The 17,707-nt window shown below is 42.4% G+C and carries 15 protein-coding genes; 9 read left to right on the top strand and 6 right to left on the bottom strand.

Going from position 1 to position 17,707, the window contains the following annotated elements:
* Positions 1-211: 211 nt before the first annotated feature.
* Positions 212-1,321, top strand: coding sequence for an A/G-specific adenine glycosylase (mutY, locus tag QZ995_RS17850; RefSeq protein ID WP_301809517.1), 1,110 nt, complete (start codon positions 212-214; stop codon positions 1,319-1,321).
* A gap of 59 nt (positions 1,322-1,380) precedes the next feature.
* Here the strand turns inward: mutY and QZ995_RS17845 are convergent, their stop codons facing one another.
* Together QZ995_RS17845 and QZ995_RS17840 are read right to left on the bottom strand one after the other, a co-directional pair.
* The gene (locus tag QZ995_RS17845; RefSeq protein WP_197490750.1) at positions 1,381-1,542 is read right to left on the bottom strand and encodes a hypothetical protein; all 162 of its coding nucleotides are present in this window, start codon (positions 1,540-1,542) and stop codon (positions 1,381-1,383) included.
* A 133-nt stretch (positions 1,543-1,675) separates the two neighbouring features.
* The gene (locus tag QZ995_RS17840; RefSeq protein ID WP_212933039.1) at positions 1,676-1,828 is read right to left on the bottom strand and encodes a hypothetical protein; all 153 of its coding nucleotides are present in this window, start codon (positions 1,826-1,828) and stop codon (positions 1,676-1,678) included.
* 536 nt (positions 1,829-2,364) lie between these two features.
* Between QZ995_RS17840 and fabL the strand changes: the two genes are divergently transcribed.
* The 6 genes from fabL (at position 2,365) to QZ995_RS17810 (ending at position 8,249) form a co-directional block, all read left to right on the top strand.
* Positions 2,365-3,123: an enoyl-[acyl-carrier-protein] reductase FabL gene (fabL, locus tag QZ995_RS17835; protein ID WP_301809511.1), complete on the top strand. Its 759-nt coding sequence runs from the start codon at positions 2,365-2,367 to the stop codon at positions 3,121-3,123.
* A gap of 103 nt (positions 3,124-3,226) precedes the next feature.
* A complete protein-coding gene (locus QZ995_RS17830) occupies positions 3,227-3,640 on the top strand; it encodes a GNAT family N-acetyltransferase (protein WP_031411844.1) in 414 nt (137 codons plus the stop codon).
* Between the two features lie 44 nt (positions 3,641-3,684).
* Complete coding sequence (locus QZ995_RS17825; RefSeq protein ID WP_064018854.1) at positions 3,685-4,227, top strand: DUF402 domain-containing protein; 543 nt, start codon at positions 3,685-3,687, stop codon at positions 4,225-4,227.
* 287 nt (positions 4,228-4,514) lie between these two features.
* Entirely contained in the window at positions 4,515-6,308 is a 1,794-nt protein-coding gene (locus tag QZ995_RS17820) for an ABC transporter ATP-binding protein (RefSeq protein WP_301809507.1), read from the top strand.
* A 68-nt stretch (positions 6,309-6,376) separates the two neighbouring features.
* On the top strand, positions 6,377-7,582 hold the full coding sequence (locus tag QZ995_RS17815; RefSeq protein ID WP_301809505.1) for an MFS transporter: 1,206 nt from the start codon (positions 6,377-6,379) through the stop codon (positions 7,580-7,582).
* A gap of 52 nt (positions 7,583-7,634) precedes the next feature.
* Positions 7,635-8,249: a DL-endopeptidase inhibitor IseA family protein gene (locus tag QZ995_RS17810; RefSeq protein WP_301809502.1), complete on the top strand. Its 615-nt coding sequence runs from the start codon at positions 7,635-7,637 to the stop codon at positions 8,247-8,249.
* A gap of 70 nt (positions 8,250-8,319) precedes the next feature.
* On the opposite strand, the gene QZ995_RS17805 is transcribed toward QZ995_RS17810, so the two are convergent.
* From QZ995_RS17805 to QZ995_RS17790, 4 genes are all read right to left on the bottom strand, one after another.
* Positions 8,320-9,003, bottom strand: coding sequence for a zinc metallopeptidase (locus QZ995_RS17805; protein WP_301809497.1), 684 nt, complete (start codon positions 9,001-9,003; stop codon positions 8,320-8,322).
* Between the two features lie 262 nt (positions 9,004-9,265).
* Positions 9,266-13,846, bottom strand: a complete 4,581-nt coding sequence (locus tag QZ995_RS17800) for a glutamate synthase-related protein (RefSeq protein WP_301809496.1) — start codon at positions 13,844-13,846, stop codon at positions 9,266-9,268.
* Between the two features lie 317 nt (positions 13,847-14,163).
* Positions 14,164-14,322 carry a hypothetical protein gene (locus QZ995_RS17795; protein ID WP_301809493.1) on the bottom strand — a complete coding sequence of 53 codons (159 nt, stop codon included), beginning with the start codon at positions 14,320-14,322 and terminating at the stop codon, positions 14,164-14,166.
* 143 nt (positions 14,323-14,465) lie between these two features.
* Positions 14,466-15,761 carry a glutamate-1-semialdehyde 2,1-aminomutase gene (locus tag QZ995_RS17790; protein WP_301809490.1) on the bottom strand — a complete coding sequence of 432 codons (1,296 nt, stop codon included), beginning with the start codon at positions 15,759-15,761 and terminating at the stop codon, positions 14,466-14,468.
* A gap of 153 nt (positions 15,762-15,914) precedes the next feature.
* Between QZ995_RS17790 and QZ995_RS17785 the strand changes: the two genes are divergently transcribed.
* Positions 15,915-16,910 carry an ABC transporter ATP-binding protein gene (locus QZ995_RS17785; RefSeq protein ID WP_301809488.1) on the top strand — a complete coding sequence of 332 codons (996 nt, stop codon included), beginning with the start codon at positions 15,915-15,917 and terminating at the stop codon, positions 16,908-16,910.
* Between the two features lies 1 nt (position 16,911).
* Positions 16,912-17,706, top strand: a complete 795-nt coding sequence (locus QZ995_RS17780) for an ABC transporter permease (RefSeq protein WP_301809486.1) — start codon at positions 16,912-16,914, stop codon at positions 17,704-17,706.
* The last annotated feature ends 1 nt before the right edge of the window (position 17,707 follow it).

Genomic DNA, 17,707 nt, shown 5'->3' with positions numbered 1-17,707 from the left:
AAAAAAAGTATGCATTCTTCAAAAAACATTGCTTCGTTGTGTAACATTTCTTTTTACAAGTAGTCAAGCCACAAAACCAGTATGGCAAATGTAGGAGAAGCTTGTTCAAACCTGTTTTTTTTGGCAAGATGGGAGTAGATGATCTTTGCACGAACTGTATATAAAATTTGATGTAAACCTGAAAAGAACAAAGGGGAAACAAAGGAAAAGCATGACGAGAAAAAAACAACCAACGATTTATACACTGCCCGATGAATTTCAAGCGTTTGACTTTGCTCAGGATCTCTTATATTGGTATGATACCCAAAAGCGAGATTTACCATGGCGAATAAATCGAGATCCTTATCGTGTATGGGTCTCAGAAATTATGCTCCAGCAGACCCGTGTAGAAACGGTTAAACCCTACTATCAAAATTTTATGCAAAAATTCCCTACAGTGGAAGCGCTGGCGGCAGCTCCTGAGGAAGAGGTTTTAAAAGCATGGGAAGGACTAGGTTATTATTCCCGGGCTCGTAACTTGCAAACAGCAGCTCGCGAGGTCACGGTATCGTATGGTGGCGTGGTTCCAGACACACCTGAAGAAATTTCCAAGCTAAAGGGTGTAGGTCCCTATACAGCGGGTGCTATTTTAAGTATTGCTTACGAAGTTCCTGTACCTGCAGTAGACGGTAATGTGATGCGTGTGTTTTCCAGACTTCTACTGATGGATGATGATATTGCTAAACCAGCTACACGGATCAAAATGGAACAATTGGTTAAACAAACGATCCCAATTGGACGAGCAGGGGATTTTAATCAGGCTATTATGGAATTAGGGGCCCTTGTTTGTCTGCCTAAAAATCCGCAATGCCTAACCTGTCCTGTCTTTGATTATTGTTTAGCTCGAAGGGAAGGCGTGCAGGATACCTTGCCTGTCAAAGGAAAGGCAAAGCCGCCGCGTCCCGTTCAATTACTGACAGCAGTAGTAAAGCGTGGAAACCAATATCTGATTCAAAAGCGTCCTGAACGGGGATTATTAGCAGGTTTATGGGAATTTCCGATGGTAGAGGATGCGGGGACGAAAGATGACGAAGAACAATTGCTCCGGCTTTTGCAAAAGGAATATGGCTTACAAGTGGACTTGGGGGATTACCTGATGAATGTACAGCATACCTTCTCGCATTTGCATTGGAATGTAAATGTGTATGTAATGGAGCACATCTCAGGTGAACCGCTAAAAGAGAATGTGGTGTTTGTCACATCAGAGGAAATGTCACAATATGCATTTCCAGTTTTACACAATAAAATCATTGCTGAAATAACGGCAAAAGAAGAAAAATAGTAACGCTGAAAAAGCCCCTTCATACAGAGGGGGGCTTTTTCCAGCTTTATGTTAGACTCTTAGAAACGATTCATTAAATAATGATGTTCCATGCATCTTTGTTGGTTTTCTTCACGGATTTTTTCAATGCGTTTATGCTGTATATAATCTCGGTATGTTTTCTCCGGTGATTTCTTTTTACGTTCAATAATAATGGTAAAAAAGATCATTGGAATATGCACAGTGCACATCCTCCTTTTATTTTTTGTTCATTCAGTCAGGTCCCATCTAGCGCCTTTACACCTACATACTTCATGCGTTGCTTACGTTTAACATTTCTCATCTCAACATTCCTCCCATCAAAATGAAGAATACTTACATAATATACGGCGATTGCGCGTCCAACATGTAGCGTTTTTCATCGCGTTCTTTAATCCATTGCTCTTGGAAATAAAGCTGTGTTTGCCGTTCAACAGGCGGTTTGTTTCGCTTGATCTGAACAGAAAACATTAAAAAATGAAATACCATGACTTGTGTCACCCCCTTTCAATTTCTATGAAATATGAGCATAAAAAGACCGTAAGATATGGATATCTCACGGTCTGAGCGTGTAAAAGAAAATATGCACCGCAAGAGATACCTCTCCTACGATCTGCTTATCAGGTAGAAAGAACAGTTAAAAAACCATCACCTGTCTGGAAGCGAGGAGAGAAGATGTTATGAAATTATGCATAGCCCTATTGTTGCCATCTAATTGTGTAAAGATTCCCATAATCATCATTTTTCCGAACCTCCTTTCCAAGTGTTAGCATTATTCCTTAATAGTATGGTATTATTTTCAATTTGTAAAGTATAAAATGAATGATTTGTAAAAAAAAATAAAAAGATTGAAGTCTTTTTTATAAGAAGGCAATAATTGGTTATAAAGACTACACCTGATCTACATTTGCACGTAGCGATGCGATGGTATAGCTTGTATAATATAGAAGTTAATTAGTACCAGATGTTAATAGCTGGTAGATGGAACGTTTTTTTGTACATTCTAGAAGGAAGGGAAGAAATATATGAGTAGAAATGGAAAAGTAGCTTTAGTTACAGGTGGAACCAGAGGCATTGGAAAGGCGATTGCTTACCAATTAGCTGACCAAGGCTATGATTTAGTCATTAACTATCTGCGTAATCGTACAGCAGCAAGAGAAGCAGCATCTGAATTAGAAGCGAAGGGTGTTCGCGTTCATTTGGTAAAAACCAATGTTGGAGATGTTGCAAAAATTAAAGAGATGTTTAAAGAGATCGATGAGGAATTCGGTCGTTTAGATATACTGGTGAACAATGCAGCTTCTGGTGTGCTACGCCCTTTAATGGAGTTAGAAGAGAGTCATTGGGACTGGACTATGGAAATTAACAGCAAGGCTTTATTATTCTGTGCGCAAGAAGCAGCAAAATTAATGCAAAAAACCAATGATGGCGGTAAAATCGTAAGCTTGTCCAGTTTGGGCTCTATTCGTGTCATTGAAAATTACACAACAGTGGGAGTATCTAAAGCTGCTGTAGAGGCATTAACTCGTTATCTCGCTGTAGAATTAGCTCCGTATAACATCTCTGTAAATGCTGTGTCTGGAGGCGTTGTTGATACAGCAGCATTGAAGCATTTCCCGAACCGCGAAGAATTACTGGAAGCATCAGCTAATCGAACTCCGGTAGGGCGTATGGTAGAAGAAGAGGATTTGGCTAATACGGTTATGTTTTTGTTATCTGACAAAGCAAAAATGATTTGCGGACAAACGATTATTGTGGATGGCGGTATTTCTTTACTAGTTTAGTTCCTGTTAGAAAACTGCTACAATGTAAGTTGTGTTTAAGGGGACAAACTTTCCCCAGTAGTGTACAATAGAAAAATGAAGCCGTCTAAGGGAGGCGCCTATTATGATTATTCGGACGTTTCGTCTGGGCGATTATGCGGCAATTACTCGTATTTGGCAAGAAACAGAATTGGATCGAACTGATACGGAAACAATGGATTCTCTTGCTAAACAATTAGCTTGGGACAGCGACTTGGTTATGGTTGCTGAGGAAGATGGAGAAGTTGTAGGAGTTATTGTCGGCACGATAGATGGAACTCGTGCTTATTTTTATCGTTTAGCTGTCTCCCTTTCTTCCCAAGGCAGGGGTATAGGCCGTAAGTTAGTAGAAGCCCTAGAGAATCGTTTTCACCAACGCGGTGTCAATCAAATTCTTATTATGGTCAATCAGGCGAATGAACGGGTGTTACCTTTTTACCAAGCCATGGGATATGAGTTGCAACAGTATATTACGCTTTCTAAAAAAATTTCCTCCTAAGGAATATTTCTTTGAAAGATGAAAATGGAAGAAAGGAGAGAGTCATGTCGTCGCAAGTGCCAGGTTCCATTATACGCATTGAAAGCTTCAAACATAATCAGTCCTTACACCGTACTTGGGATCGCACTACGCTCATTCATACGAGTGATACAGTGGTGATAGCCGGTAATGATCGTGTCAAAGTCACAGAGTCTGATGGGCGTGAATGGCGTACAAGAGAGCCTGCAATCTGTACATTTGGACGAGGACAATGGTTTAATATACTCGCCATGATCCGTGATGACGGGATTTACTATTACTGTAACATCGGTTCTCCTTTCAGCTTAAAAGGAAATTTACTTAGCTATATCGACTATGATCTGGATGTGAAGGTTTATCCGGACATGACGTATACGGTATTAGATGAAGAAGAATATGCTCTACATAGCGCGCAAATGAATTACCCTCCATATGTGAAGGAACGGGTTCACTTGGCGTTGGATGAGGTTTTGGAATGGATCAAAGCAAGACGCGGGCCTTTCCAAAGCGGATTTGTTCAAAGATGGTATGAACGGTATCAACTGTTAAAGCACAATGATGAAGAGTAGTCAATTACATGTCACGGATACACACCCCTGTTATCGGTCAAGCGAAATTTTGGCAACGATAACAGGGGTATTTTTGAATCCTATAAGCATTCAATAGTTAGAAAACAGAGAAAACCGGCTAAAAAGAAAAAGAAAAGTGAATTTATTGGAGGTAAATGGGCTGTTACCGTATACTTGACAACAAGACATAACCGCCTATCTGTTGTAAAATCGGTTTCACGGAGACTTAGGCTTCAGGGAATTAAAGCGGCGCATTCATCTTTTATACTAACAGCAGGAGTGGTGCTATGAATAGCATACGCAGATACTTACGTTATGTGGGACCTTACAAAGTGAAAATTATTTTAACCATTGGTATCGGTATTGTAAAATTTGGGATCCCATTATTAATGCCATTAATTCTCAAATATGTGATAGACACCTTAGTTACGGGAACAATGCCTAAGGAAGATAAGCTATATCAATTGTTATGGTTAATGGGTGCAGCTTTTTTCCTGTTTACAATCGTGCGGGCCCCTGTAGAGTATTATCGCCAATATTATGCCCAATGGATTTCCAGTCGTGTTCTATTTGACATTCGTAATCAATTATTTAGCCACCTACAGAAATTATCCATGCGATTTTACAACAATCATAAGGTAGGAGAAATTATTTCACGGGTTGTAAATGATGTAGAGCAGACAAAAAGCTTTATTGAAACAGGTCTTATGAATATTTGGTTGGATTTAGTGACCATTACTATCACGCTTTCCATTATGCTTTTTATGGATGTAAAGCTAACTTTGATTGCTATTGTTGTGTTTCCTTTATATGGATTTTCGATTAAGTATTTTTATAAGAGATTGCGCCAACTAATGAGGGAACGGTCGCAGAAGCTAGCTGAATTACAAGGTCATCTCCACGAACGAGTTAATGGAATTTCCGTTACTCGCAGTTTTGCTTTGGAAGAGTATGAGGCGAAGCAATTTGAAAAGAAAAATCAAAGATTCTTACATAAGGCTTTAGAACAAACTAGCTGGAATGCCTATACCTTTTCTGTGGTTAATACTATTACTGATATTGCACCGCTTTTAGTTATTGGCTTTGCAGGCTATCAAGTCATCCAAGGTATGTTAACCATTGGAACGCTCATGGCCTTTTACGCCTATTTGGAGCGGCTATATACGCCGCTAAGACGGGTGGTTAATTCATCAACTACATTGACGCAAGCGATCGCTTCTATGGATCGTATGTTTGATTTTATTGATGAGCAATATGATATCGTGGATCGACCGGGAGCTTGTACGTTGCCCGTGAATCCTGAAACAAAAAGGATTAGCGGGCGTGTAGAGTTTGATAAGGTTACTTTTGCTTATAACGGGAAAGATGAACCAGTTCTACATGACGTACAATTACGGATTGAACCCGGTGAAACGGTAGCATTAGTCGGTATGTCAGGAGGTGGAAAGTCGTCTCTTATTAGTTTAATTCCACGATTTTGGGATGTGACGGGTGGACGAATTCTCATTGACGGCATCGATGTGCGGGACGTTACTCAAAAAAGCCTGCGTGAGCAAATTGGAATTGTCATGCAGGATAACATTTTGTTTAGCGAGTCGGCCAGAATGAATATTTCAATGGGGAATCCTCAAGCAACAGAAGAAGAAATAATAGCGGCAGCCAAGGCGGCGAATGCACATGAATTCATTAGTGAACTGCCAGAGGGCTACGATACTGAATTAGGTGAGCGAGGGGTCAAGCTTTCAGGAGGTCAGAAGCAACGGATTGCTATTGCTCGCGTCTTTTTGAAGGACCCTGCCATTTTAATTTTGGATGAAGCTACTTCCGCATTAGATTTGGAATCGGAGCACATGATTCAAGAATCCTTAGCTCATCTGGCAAAGGGCAGAACGACTATTATTGTAGCCCATCGGCTGTCTACCATTACGCATGCAGATAAGATAGTTGTGTTAAAGGATGGACGAATTGTGGAAATGGGGAAACATGAAGAGCTTCTTTTGCAGCAAGGAGTTTATCATAATTTATGGAACGTACAGGACTTTGGCAACATAGATCAAGAAGCTATTTCGACGAAGGGATGAGTAGATAACATCCAACCTAGAAAAACAGCCTCTGACTTTTTCACTGGCTTAAAATAAGGAGTGAGGGTATGGAGACCTGGAAACGTAATTTATTTGTTCTCTGCGGTGCTTTGTTTATCGTTATGGTAGGAATGAGTATGGTAATGCCATTTCTCCCGCTCTTTATTCAGGAAGAATTACATATCACGAACACTCACGATGCAACATTGTGGTCTGGGATCATATTTGGAGCCAACTTTTTAACGGCTGGATTAGTTTCACCTGTTTGGGGGAACTTGGCAGATAAGTATGGACGTAAAATTATGATACTCCGCTCCGGTTTTTTAATGTCAATTACGATTGGGCTGACTGGACTGGCAGGCAATGTATGGCATTTATTATTCCTGCGTTTATTAAACGGAACGATTAGTGGAATCATTCCTGCCAGCAATGCTTTAGTAGCCTCTAGCGTGCCTAAGGATCGTTCGGGATGGGCCTTAGGCATTTTGCAATCCTGTGTTGTATCTGGTTCGATTATGGGACCTTTCTTTGGAGGATTGCTTGCAGATTTAGTTGGGTACCGTGCTGTGTTTATGGTAACAGGCAGTTTATTGTTTATAGCAACGCTGATCATTACGTTTACCGTAAAGGAAGACTTTACGCCTTTGCCAAAAACAGAACAGACAAGTTTGCGAGAGGACTTTAAAATGGTGTTTGCAAGCAAAACACTGCCGGTTCTGTTTGGCGTAACGGTAATTGTTCAATTTGCTCTAAATGGAATTGTTCCGATTCTCCCGATTTTTGTTAAGGAGCTGATTGGAAGCAGCGAGAGAGTGGCCTTTTTTGCAGGATTGGTTACAGCTATGACAGGAATAGCTAATGTTATTGCTTCCCCTCAATTAGGAAAATTGGGAGATAGGATTGGTTCGCATAAGGTACTGCTTGGCTGCTTGCTTGCATCTGCTATTATCTATATTCCAACGGCGATGGTGCAAACGCTCTGGCAATTACTTATTTTGCGTTTTATGGCAGGATTATGTGTAGGAGGACTACTGCCGGCTGTTAATTCCTTGTTACGAAAAGCTACCCCGAGTCATATGGTTAGTCGAGTATTTGGCTATAATAACAGCTTTTTATGTCTTGGCAATATGCTTGGACCGATGACGGGAGGCTTTCTAGCTGGATTTGTAGGCTTAAACGGTGTATTCTTAATGACGAGCATTCTCCTGTTTTTCAATTTTTTATGGTTCTTGTATGCGGTTCGACATGGTTTTGAGGCAGTGTCGAGTGAATAGGCGTAACGTGCCACCATGTTTTGGCGTCATACTGAAAAAGGAGTGAAACAATATGAAAAAATGGACAGGCTTTCTGATTTTATCAGCATTGGTTGTAGCATTGGCAGGTTGTACAGGCAATCAGCCCGAACAGAAGCCTACAACTCCAACGACAGAAACTGCTCAACCAGCTGCGGAGATTACAAAACCGGCTGGAAGTAAGCATACCAATATGGATGAAAAAGAAGCTGTCGCGTTGGCAGCCGAGGGAGCAAACGCTTATGAGTATGTATTACGCGGAGGGAAAACAGAGCCAGATAAAAGTAAGAGCTTTTCTCATGACGGAAAAGACTATCGCTTTGTGGGAAGCGATATAGATACAAAAGAAAAGCTGATGAAATACCTGGAGAATATCTATACAAAAGCTGCAAGAGATAAAGTCATAGACAATCTCAAACTAATTGAAAAAGAAGGAAAGCTGGCTCTACCAACCGCAGATAAAAGCAGTGTGCTTCAATGGGAAGGCGGACAGGCAGAAATGATTACAGAAGATCAAAATGGCAGAGAGTATGAAATTAAAGTTCCTGTCGGAGAAGGCAATGAAGTTGATTTTAAAGGCTATTCTGTTCGTATGAAGCAAGAGGATGGGGCATGGAAGCTTGATACCATTCCTGGTGTGAAGGAGTAAATTGCATCAATAATAAATGAAAGGCGCCCCTGATGGGACGCCTTTTTTTGTAGATTTATAAAAGGAAATGTTAGTCGTCGCTGTCTCGTTTAAACAACCAAATATACTCAAGCAACTGTAGTACAGACATGAGAGCTGCGGCTACATAGGTAAGAGCTGCAGCGCCAAGTACGGCCTTAACCTCACGTTCTTCTGAGTTGCGAATATAGCCCATTTTAATCATTAGATCTCTGGCGCGGCTGCTAGCGTTGAACTCGACTGGCAATGTGATGACTTGAAATAGCACGGCTACGCTAAAAGCAATAATCCCAAGCAGTAAGAGACCGCTGATTTTAAAGAGCAGACCGCCTAATAACAAGAAAGGGGCTACTCCCGAAGTAAGGTTGACTAGTGGGAAAATGCGATGTCTAGCAACTAGCATTGGATAATCAACCTTGTGCTGGATTGCGTGACCTACCTCATGACAGGCTACAGAGACTGCTGAGATGGAGTCGCTAAAATACACGGGATCTGACAAGCGTACCGTTTTAGACATTGGGTCATAGTGGTCTGTAAGAGTGCCTGGTATATGTTCGACTGGAATATGGGATAAACCGTTAGCATCCAGTAAATGTCTTGCTGCTTCAGCTCCGGTCATTCCAGAAGAAACAGGTACCTCCGAGTATTTGCTAAATGTTCCTTTTACACGGAATTGCGCCCACATCGTTAGACCGAATGCCGCCAATATTAATATCGTCCATGGGGTAAAAAGCATGTAAAATCACTCCTATCTATGATGATTATTCTTGTCCTCTTCTCATCCTATGTTCATTGTGCGCGAAAAATGGTGAGAAGACACAAAAATACATCTTTGTTATGAAAATAAATCGTTTAGTAGCTCGTTATCTCAGCCTTGCCAGTTAATTTACATACGTATTAACTTATAAAAGGTTTCATTTATTTTGATATTACCACAAAAAATGATCAAATAAAAAACAAGCCCACAACGGGGCTTGCTTTCTGGCTCTCTTCTTTTCTTACTCAGTTGATACAGAAGGATCAGCTTGCTCTTTTTTAGGGGTGATTTGGACAAAATGAGCTTCTGGATGCTCCAATAATTTTTGAATGAGGCCTGCTTCTTCATATTGTTCTGTTGCCAATAACTCTTCTTTATATTTTGTTACCAGCTCGGATACATCAGAGATACCTTTGGAATCAAGCTTGTAAATGAAGACTTTGGCACCTTTGGCAATACGGCGTTTCAGGGCATCTTCATCAAAGCCTAGTTCTGGTTGCAGTCGAACATATACCGTACCACCGGTCATTCCAGCACAAATCCACGGGCCTGGATCACCTAACACGACGGCGCGGCCATTTGTCATGTATTCAAAAGCGAAGCCTTTTAGATTGGCACGGGCCCCTAGGCCTCCTAAATGATCTTGAAGTGGCTCTGTAATAGCGCCGCCAAATACAACGTCTGCACCTGAGAGACGAATGCAGGCACGAGAATCAGCATTTCCTTGAACGATAAACAGTCCCTTCTGTGCTCCGTAGCAAAAGCTTTTTCCGACAGAGCCATTGATATAGTGCCCGCGGGCTCCTTTAGACTTGAGAATGGAGACAACACCTCCAAAGCTCGTTTTACCAACACCATCTTGTGCTCCGCCTTGTACGCGAATTCTCACACCCTCTGCATTGTAGGCCGCAAGCCCGTTTCCTGGAACACTGCCGTGATCAAAATGCAAGGATACCTCTGGTAAGGACATATAGCTTCCGTCTAAATAAGGCTTCACACGGGCTCCTGACCAACGACTTCCCAATACTCGTTCCCCTGATAAAATGGCCGAGAAATTGTGCTGAATCGGCTGATCCTGACTTACATAGGGATATTTTTCCTGAACTTGCTCTGCGTTTTCAATTGCTCCTGCGGCAACCAATACTTTCGCGGCTGTGGATTCATAACTAGCTTCGCGATGCTTGGGAGTAGCAAATAAGGGATGGACATAGAGCAATGACTCCAAATCCATTTGGTCTAAGCCACGAGCCTGCACTAGCAAATCGGAGCGACCTACGAGGTCTTGCGAATGGGTAAATCCAAGTTTAGCAGTAATTCGCTGTAGTTCTTGCCCAAATTGGGTGAACAGATTAGTAAGTCCCAAGACGGCAAAATCGAATTGACGCGGAACAAATCGGCGTAAGCCCTTTTCGTGGGCTTCTTCCAAATTATCAATTTGCGTGGCTATTCCAACATGACAAGTATCTAAGTGACAGCCGCGACAGGTAGTACAACCTACAGCAATCATAGCTAATGTAGCAAAGCCAATGCGATTAGCCCCCAGCATCATTAATTTAGCCACATCCAGTGCGCTTTTGACGCCACCATCTGCCCAAATCTCTACCTGATTGCGCAGACCGGCCTCCAGTAAGGCATTATGAGCCGCCTTTACACCTATCTCAGCGGGGAGCCCGACGTGTTGCAGGGCATGCACACGGGCAGCTCCTGTGCCACCATCAAATCCTGACAGGGTAATATAATCAGCACCAGCTTTGGCTATTCCCACAGCAATAGTTCCAATATTAGGCACGATAGGCACCTTAACGCATACTTTTGCTTGATGATTGGCTGTTTTTAATTCTGTAATCATCTGAGCCAAATCTTCAATCGAATAGATATCATGGTTGTTGGAAGGTGAAATTAGATCGGACCCTACGGTAGCATTACGGGCAGCAGCAATCTTTTCTGTAACCTTCGAGCCGGGTAAATGTCCGCCCTCACCTGGTTTTGCTCCTTGACCGATTTTGATTTCCAATAGGTTTGAAGAGTTAGCTAACTCAACATTAACGCCAAATCGTCCTGACGCTATCTGCTGACCGCGGGTACGCGGATATTTGCCCAGCATATCTTTAATTTCTCCGCCTTCACCGTTCATGGAAATCATATTAAGGCGATCAGCCGCTTCCGCATAGGCACGGAAGGCTGTCTCGTTTTGTGAGCCAAATGACATAGAAGAAATCATAAACGGCAATGAATGCTCCCCTACGCTGTTGTCCACTTGATCGGGTTCAATCCGAGCCGTATCATGCTGAGTGCTTCTTTTCTCATAAGCAATATCGGTTAAGTGACGGATGGAGATCGGGTTTTCCTGCTCATTTTCCTCTAATTTTAATGCATAATCGGCATAAGGAATTTCAGCGCTGGCAATTTGCCCGATTGCCTTCCATAACCGTGGGAATAGGTGGAAGGTTCGAGCCTCACGTGCTTTTTCGTCTTTATATAATTCGTAGCGCTGACGACTTTCTTCTTCTAACTGGTCAAGTGAGAGACCAGCTTTATCTGAACCGCAGAAGGTTGGGATTTGCAGAATATTAGCCACTTCCTCATGCAGACCTATTGCAGAAAAAAGGCGCCCGTAGCCGCGTAGCTCATGAATGCCGATTGTTGATGTGACTTTTTCGAGCCCTTTTGTTAAAGCGGCAAATAGATTTTGAACTGCTTCTGTTCCGCCCTTTGCAAATACAGTGGCAAACAATACGTGTGGAGCCACTGCCTCTGCACCGCTTCCCAGCAGAAGAGCGATGTCATGCAAGGAACGAATAGCACCGGATCGAACGACGATGCTTACTTGTCTGCGTAGATTATGACTAGAGGATTCAGCTTGCTTGAGCGCTCTGTCAATATAGGATGTTATAAGTAAAGGATCGATAAAATATTGATTTTCAATATGAACCATTGAGTCATCAAGAATTAATAAGGCGGCTCCTTTTTCCACAGCTTGACATGCTTCTCGAGCAAGACGATCCAGGGCTTCCGATAAACGTTCTGTTTCTCGAAATACGGTTGGCAAGACGGCTACACTATGCGGATTTGTATGGAAGCAAGAAATAATTTGTTCTAAAGTCATCATACCTTGAGCAGATGCAAGCTCTTGGAACGATTGTCCTTCTACGAGCAGCGGTGAAGCGATCTCCATGCGAGTATGCGGTTCGGTTTCCTTTTGTGACAGGGATGTTCTTTTTCCTAAAACCACACGCGTTGAAAAATGTTCAATTTCTCGATCTCTGTCGATTGCCGGATTAGTTACGACTGCCACGCTTTCTTTAATGTAATCGCTGATATTTTGACGTTCTTTGGAAAGGGCAGCGAGTGGTCCGTCATAGCCAAGCGAACGAATCGGCTCTGCACCGTTAGAAGCCATTTGCTCAATAAGCTGGATTTGCTCCCGATCCCAGCCAAATGCACTAAATGCTTGAGGAGTAGGTGCTTCATAATCATAAGAAGGAGCGACCATTTCGCTTTGATAGGCGTAATGTAAATGCTGTCGGAAGCGTTGGTAGGAAATTTTTGTCTGAAAGCTGGCTCTAACAAGCTCTTGCAGCTTTGAATGACGAAAGATTTTGATACCTTGCTGGCTTAGCTGGACACCAATTTTTTCGCCAGGGGCTAATGACTTTGGCTCGCTTACCATTTCAGACACAGGAATAATGCCTTGTTCAGAGGAGAAATAAAGGGATTCTTCGCTTTCTACCATCCAGACGGGACGCAATCCCAAGGAGTCCACACTAAAAACGCATTGATCGGCGTAGCGGGAAACGATACCAGCGGGACCTTGAGCAAAGTGCCCCCAAGCCTGTCGGAGGTACGTGTATAAATCCTGTAAATCATGAGACAATAATTTTATTTCATTGTGGATAGGTGGAAAAATAACCTCTAAGGATTCAAACAGGGTTAATCCATAGCGATGAATAAAGGTTTCGACGGTACGGTTTAGATTTTGAGAGTCACTGCCACCGTCGACTAACGGTACTTGCAGCATGCGGGCCTCTTCTTCAAGTTTACTAATGGTATTAATCTCTCCATTATGTCCTAGTAAAGAAAAGGGCTGGACTCTGAAAAAATTAGACAATGTGTTGGTTGAGTAGCGATTATGACCGATTGTAACAGCAGAGGTGAAGGATGGATCAGCTAAATCTGCGAAATAGTGGGGTAAGATGTTCGCTGCGCCCATTAATTTATAAGAAACGGTGTGATTGCTGAGGGAAGCAACATGTACATGACAGGTATCTTCAATTTCAACATGGAGTTCAAATAATAATCCGGCGTATTGTTCAGGCGTTAATGTGGTTGGGTGGATAGCTTGGTCCGGCATTAAAGCGATTTGCCAAAAGAGTGGTTCATCCTGCCGTGCGTTTTTTCCTAAAACGTTTGAATGAACTTGATTTTCACGCTCAGCTAAAATAGTTAAGCCGTGTTTTTTTATAAGCAAGCCGATTCCTTCCTGAACCTTTTCTACCTCATGTCCTTTGCGGGGAACAAAAATATGAGCAACTGCAAAGGAAGGATCATATGCCAAATCGCTTTCGAAGAGTGAGTTTTCCAAATATTTTTCCCAAAGATAGCGAGGGATATCAGTTAATACACCACATCCGTCACCTTCTCCATCAATAAACCCAGAGCGATGCTCCATTTGCACTAAGGTCCGAATCGTTTCATCTACATTTTTCCTTGTAGGTGTTCCTGTTTTTTCGATGATACAGATAATTCCGCAGCTATCATGTTCTGTTGTGTGATAATTCCGAAAGTTGCTGATGTGCATATGCTTTTCATTTATCTTTTGCATAGTAACGGTCAGTAGGTCTGACCTCCACCTCCTTAGTTCTTCTAAGACAGTTGAGTAAAAGTCCTTTTTATAGAAGATTGGACTCAATGTGGATGTTCATTGTGCAAACAGGGGAAGCATATCGTTAGTTACCATTGAGAATAACACGAAAGAGGCAAGCAAAACAATATCAAAACAGTTAATTATACAAATGTAAGCGTTTTTATGCAAATTTTTTTCTTGTATTTGTGTGTTTATCGAATTGTTAAGCAATATTTTGGTATAAAATTGTATAAATTATACAAAAAAACAACCCCCTGTAATGGGGGCTGTCATGACTATTCGTCCCGATTGTCTGTATTATGCTGCTTTGTTTTGTGATGTTCTGTTTTACGTGGATTCTGGAAGCTTAAAAATTCCAGTGGCTTTGCACTCATCTTGGGATCCGTAAAGGTTTGTTCTGGTGCTTGTGGAAAATCATTTTTACCTCTGGACATTGACTAGCCCTCCTGTATTACGCTTTTTGAGTGAAGACACCAGTAGTTTTCCCCGAAAGCCGGAAGTTTGTCAGAGCGTTTTTTTCCAAATGGAAAATAAGAAAGACCTCCATATTCTTACACGTTTGGAGGTCTTTTTATGCTTATTTCTGTGCCATTTTAGCAAAGCAACGGTCTACTGCTTCGATTGTCTGTTTAATATCCGACTCAGTATGAGCTGTTGTGATAAACCAAGCCTCATATTTAGAAGGAGCCAGACAAATCCCTTCGTCCAATAGCAAACGGAAGAATTGGGCAAACTGTTCTCCATCAGCACTTTGGGCTCCATCATAATCCGTAACGGTTGCATCGGTAAAATAAACAGCTAAAGCACCTTTTACGCGATTAATGCGAATAGTTATGCCGTGGCTTTCTGCAGCTTTACTAATCCCGGCTTCCAAGAGCATACCGAGACGATCGAGTTCTTCGTATACGCCTGGTTGTTTGAGAACTTCTAAGCATGCGATACCCGCTTTAATGGAGGCAGGGTTTCCTGCATGTGTACCAGCCTGATAAGCAGGTCCAAGAGGTGCTACTTGCTCCATGATTTCACGACGACCGCCATATGCCCCAATTGGCAACCCGCCGCCGATAATTTTACCTAAGGCAGTCAAATCAGGCTCTACTCCCAATAAGTTCTGTGCTCCGCCATAGCAGAAGCGGAAGGCAGTGATTACCTCGTCATACACCACAAGGGCACCGGCCTCGTGAGTCAGGCGATTAACTTCTTCCAGGAAGCCTTTTTGAGGCGTCACGATACCGAAGTTACCAACAATTGGCTCGACTAAAACAGCAGCAATTTCATGTCCCCATTTTTCTAGCGCATCTTTATACGCGTCAACATTATTAAATGGAACGGTAATAACCTCATTAGCAATGCTTTGCGGGATGCCAGCGCTATCTGGAATACCTAGTGTGGAAGGACCAGAACCTGCAGCTACTAGGACTAAATCAGAATGACCGTGGTAGCAGCCTGCGAATTTAATGATTTTTGTGCGATTGGTATAGGCGCGAGCTACACGAATGCACGTCATAACAGATTCTGTACCCGAGTTATTGAAACGAATACGTTCCATGGAAGGAATTGCTTCCCTGATCATCTCAGCAAAGGTAATCTCCCAAGGAGTTGGCGTACCATACAGTGTGCCATTTTGTGCGGCGTCCACGATTGCCTTTGTAACGTGTGGATGAGCATGACCGGTAATGATGGGACCGTACGCTGCCAGATAATCTATGTATTTATTTCCATCTACGTCCCAAAAATAAGCTCCTTGTGCTTTGGCCATGACGACAGGAGAACCGCCACCAACGGCCTTAAACGAACGGGAAGGGCTGTTTACGCCCCCGACAATGACACCGTAAGCTTGTTCATGCAGTTTAGTTGATTGTTCACGATTCATGATTTCTTTCACTCCTTTTTCGACCCTTTTATCATAACATAGGATACCAAGTGTATTTGGAGCAAGTTTCTTTTTGCAAGTTGTCTTTGGCTCATATACACTATCTATCGTGGCAGTTACTCATAAAGCAGGAGAGGAAGGAACGCGAGAAATATGATAAATGTTACGCAATTAGAGAAAGTATTTCGCATTCACCAAGCTCGCAATGGCTTGTCTGGTGCTTTTCGCGATCTCTTTCAACGAGAATATAAAACAGTTCGTGCTGTTCATGAGCTTAGCTTCGAGGTACAAGCAGGCGAGATGTTTGCCTTAATCGGTGAAAATGGAGCCGGGAAATCAACGACTATCAAAATGCTCACAGGCATTTTAACCCCTTCTAGCGGAGAGATTTTAATAAATGGCTATCATCCGTACCGGGATCGAGAAAAATATGTTGAGTCCATCGGGGTCGTTTTTGGGCAACGTTCACAACTGTGGTGGGACTTGTCTCCATTAGAGTCGTTTCGTCTGTTGCGCCGGGTCTATAAGGTAGAGGAGGAAGCAGGACAGGCGTGGCAGGATCGTTTAATAGAAGAATTAGACATGGGATCGTTTATTCAGCAGCCTGTCCGCAAGTTAAGTCTTGGGCAGAGAATGCGTTGCGAAATCGCTGCTGCTCTTATTCATAAACCGAAGCTGCTGTTCCTTGATGAGCCAACAGTAGGCTTAGATGTACTGGTAAAACAAAAGATTCGTGACTTCCTAAAAAGTTTAAACGAAACGGAAAATACCACCATTTTACTTACTACACACGATGTATCTGATATTGAGGCACTGTGTAAACGAGTCTTAGTGATGGACAGCGGCAAGTTGATTTTTGACGGACTCTTAACTGATTTGAAGGAACGCTGGGGGAATAAAACCGAAGTAGTATTCCAATTTAAACAAAAAATGACAGCAGAGAATCTGCGGTCTACGTTATCTGAGTTTGATTGCAGTATTGAGGGCATCAATGCATACTCATTATCTGTTTCTTTTCAACATGAAAAGCTGCCGGCCATTTTGACGCAAGTAATGGCTAGCTATGAACTAACCGATGTAACAATCAAAGAAACCTCCACGGAAGAGATTGTACGTAACATTTACTCGACGACAAGCGGGGGATTTTAGCATGTGGAAACTTTATCAAGAGCTGATACGAATTCGCTTTCTGACCATGCTTGCTTACCGGGTAAATTACTATAGCGGGATCATCATTTATGCGATTAATATCGGAGCTTATTACTTTTTGTGGGGAGCAATCTATTCCGGGCAGGACAATCTCGTTGGCATGTCTTTGGTTCAAATGACCTCTTATGTAGCAATTGCTTGGATGTCTCGTGCATTCTACTTTAACAATATAGACCAGGAAATAGGTCAGGATGTCAGAGAAGGAAAAGTAGCTACTGAGCTGATCCGGCCTTATAATTATCTGTCAGTCAAAACAGCACAAGCATTGGGAGAAGGGATTTTTCGCCTTGTGTTTTTTGCTTTTCCGGGACTTCTCATCGTTCGGTTTTTCATTCCGTTCGAATTTCCAAACAGTGGGGAAATATGGGGGATGTACAGTGTAAGCTTGTTATTTGGTTTTGTGGTAAATACCCAAATTAATTTGCTCACAGGGCTACTAACGTTTTTCTTCATGAGAAATGAAGGGATGATTATGGCAAAACGCATGGTGGTAGATTTGCTGTCAGGCGTTGTTATTCCGATTAGTTTCTTTCCTGGAGTCACCCAAACGATCTTGCAATATCTGCCGTTTCAGGCTATCAATTTTACGCCTAGTATGATTTTTACAGGGGCACTCCATGGTGAGAAAGCCTGGATAGCCATTGGCACACAGGTTATTTGGATCGGGTTATTGCTTATACCAATTATTCTGTTGTGGCAACGTGCAAAACGAAATTTGGTCGTGCAGGGAGGATAAC

This window comes from Brevibacillus laterosporus (assembly GCF_030489605.1).
GTDB classification, from domain to species: Bacteria; Bacillota; Bacilli; order Brevibacillales; family Brevibacillaceae; genus Brevibacillus_B; species Brevibacillus_B laterosporus_E.
The sequence above is the reverse complement of the archived record's forward strand: the minus strand, read 5'-3'. Positions and strand labels throughout refer to the sequence as shown.

Coding starts and splice junctions, on each gene's coding strand:
- mutY (WP_301809517.1), top strand. CDS start 212: ATGACGAGAAAAAAACAACCAACGATTTATACACTGCCCGATGAATTT.
- QZ995_RS17840 (WP_212933039.1), bottom strand. CDS start 1,828: ATGGTATTTCATTTTTTAATGTTTTCTGTTCAGATCAAGCGAAACAAA.
- fabL (WP_301809511.1), top strand. CDS start 2,365: ATGAGTAGAAATGGAAAAGTAGCTTTAGTTACAGGTGGAACCAGAGGC.
- QZ995_RS17830 (WP_031411844.1), top strand. CDS start 3,227: ATGATTATTCGGACGTTTCGTCTGGGCGATTATGCGGCAATTACTCGT.
- QZ995_RS17825 (WP_064018854.1), top strand. CDS start 3,685: ATGTCGTCGCAAGTGCCAGGTTCCATTATACGCATTGAAAGCTTCAAA.
- QZ995_RS17820 (WP_301809507.1), top strand. CDS start 4,515: ATGAATAGCATACGCAGATACTTACGTTATGTGGGACCTTACAAAGTG.
- QZ995_RS17815 (WP_301809505.1), top strand. CDS start 6,377: ATGGAGACCTGGAAACGTAATTTATTTGTTCTCTGCGGTGCTTTGTTT.
- QZ995_RS17810 (WP_301809502.1), top strand. CDS start 7,635: ATGAAAAAATGGACAGGCTTTCTGATTTTATCAGCATTGGTTGTAGCA.
- QZ995_RS17805 (WP_301809497.1), bottom strand. CDS start 9,003: ATGCTTTTTACCCCATGGACGATATTAATATTGGCGGCATTCGGTCTA.
- QZ995_RS17800 (WP_301809496.1), bottom strand. CDS start 13,846: ATGCAAAAGATAAATGAAAAGCATATGCACATCAGCAACTTTCGGAAT.
- QZ995_RS17795 (WP_301809493.1), bottom strand. CDS start 14,322: ATGTCCAGAGGTAAAAATGATTTTCCACAAGCACCAGAACAAACCTTT.
- QZ995_RS17790 (WP_301809490.1), bottom strand. CDS start 15,761: ATGAATCGTGAACAATCAACTAAACTGCATGAACAAGCTTACGGTGTC.
- QZ995_RS17785 (WP_301809488.1), top strand. CDS start 15,915: ATGATAAATGTTACGCAATTAGAGAAAGTATTTCGCATTCACCAAGCT.
- QZ995_RS17780 (WP_301809486.1), top strand. CDS start 16,912: ATGTGGAAACTTTATCAAGAGCTGATACGAATTCGCTTTCTGACCATG.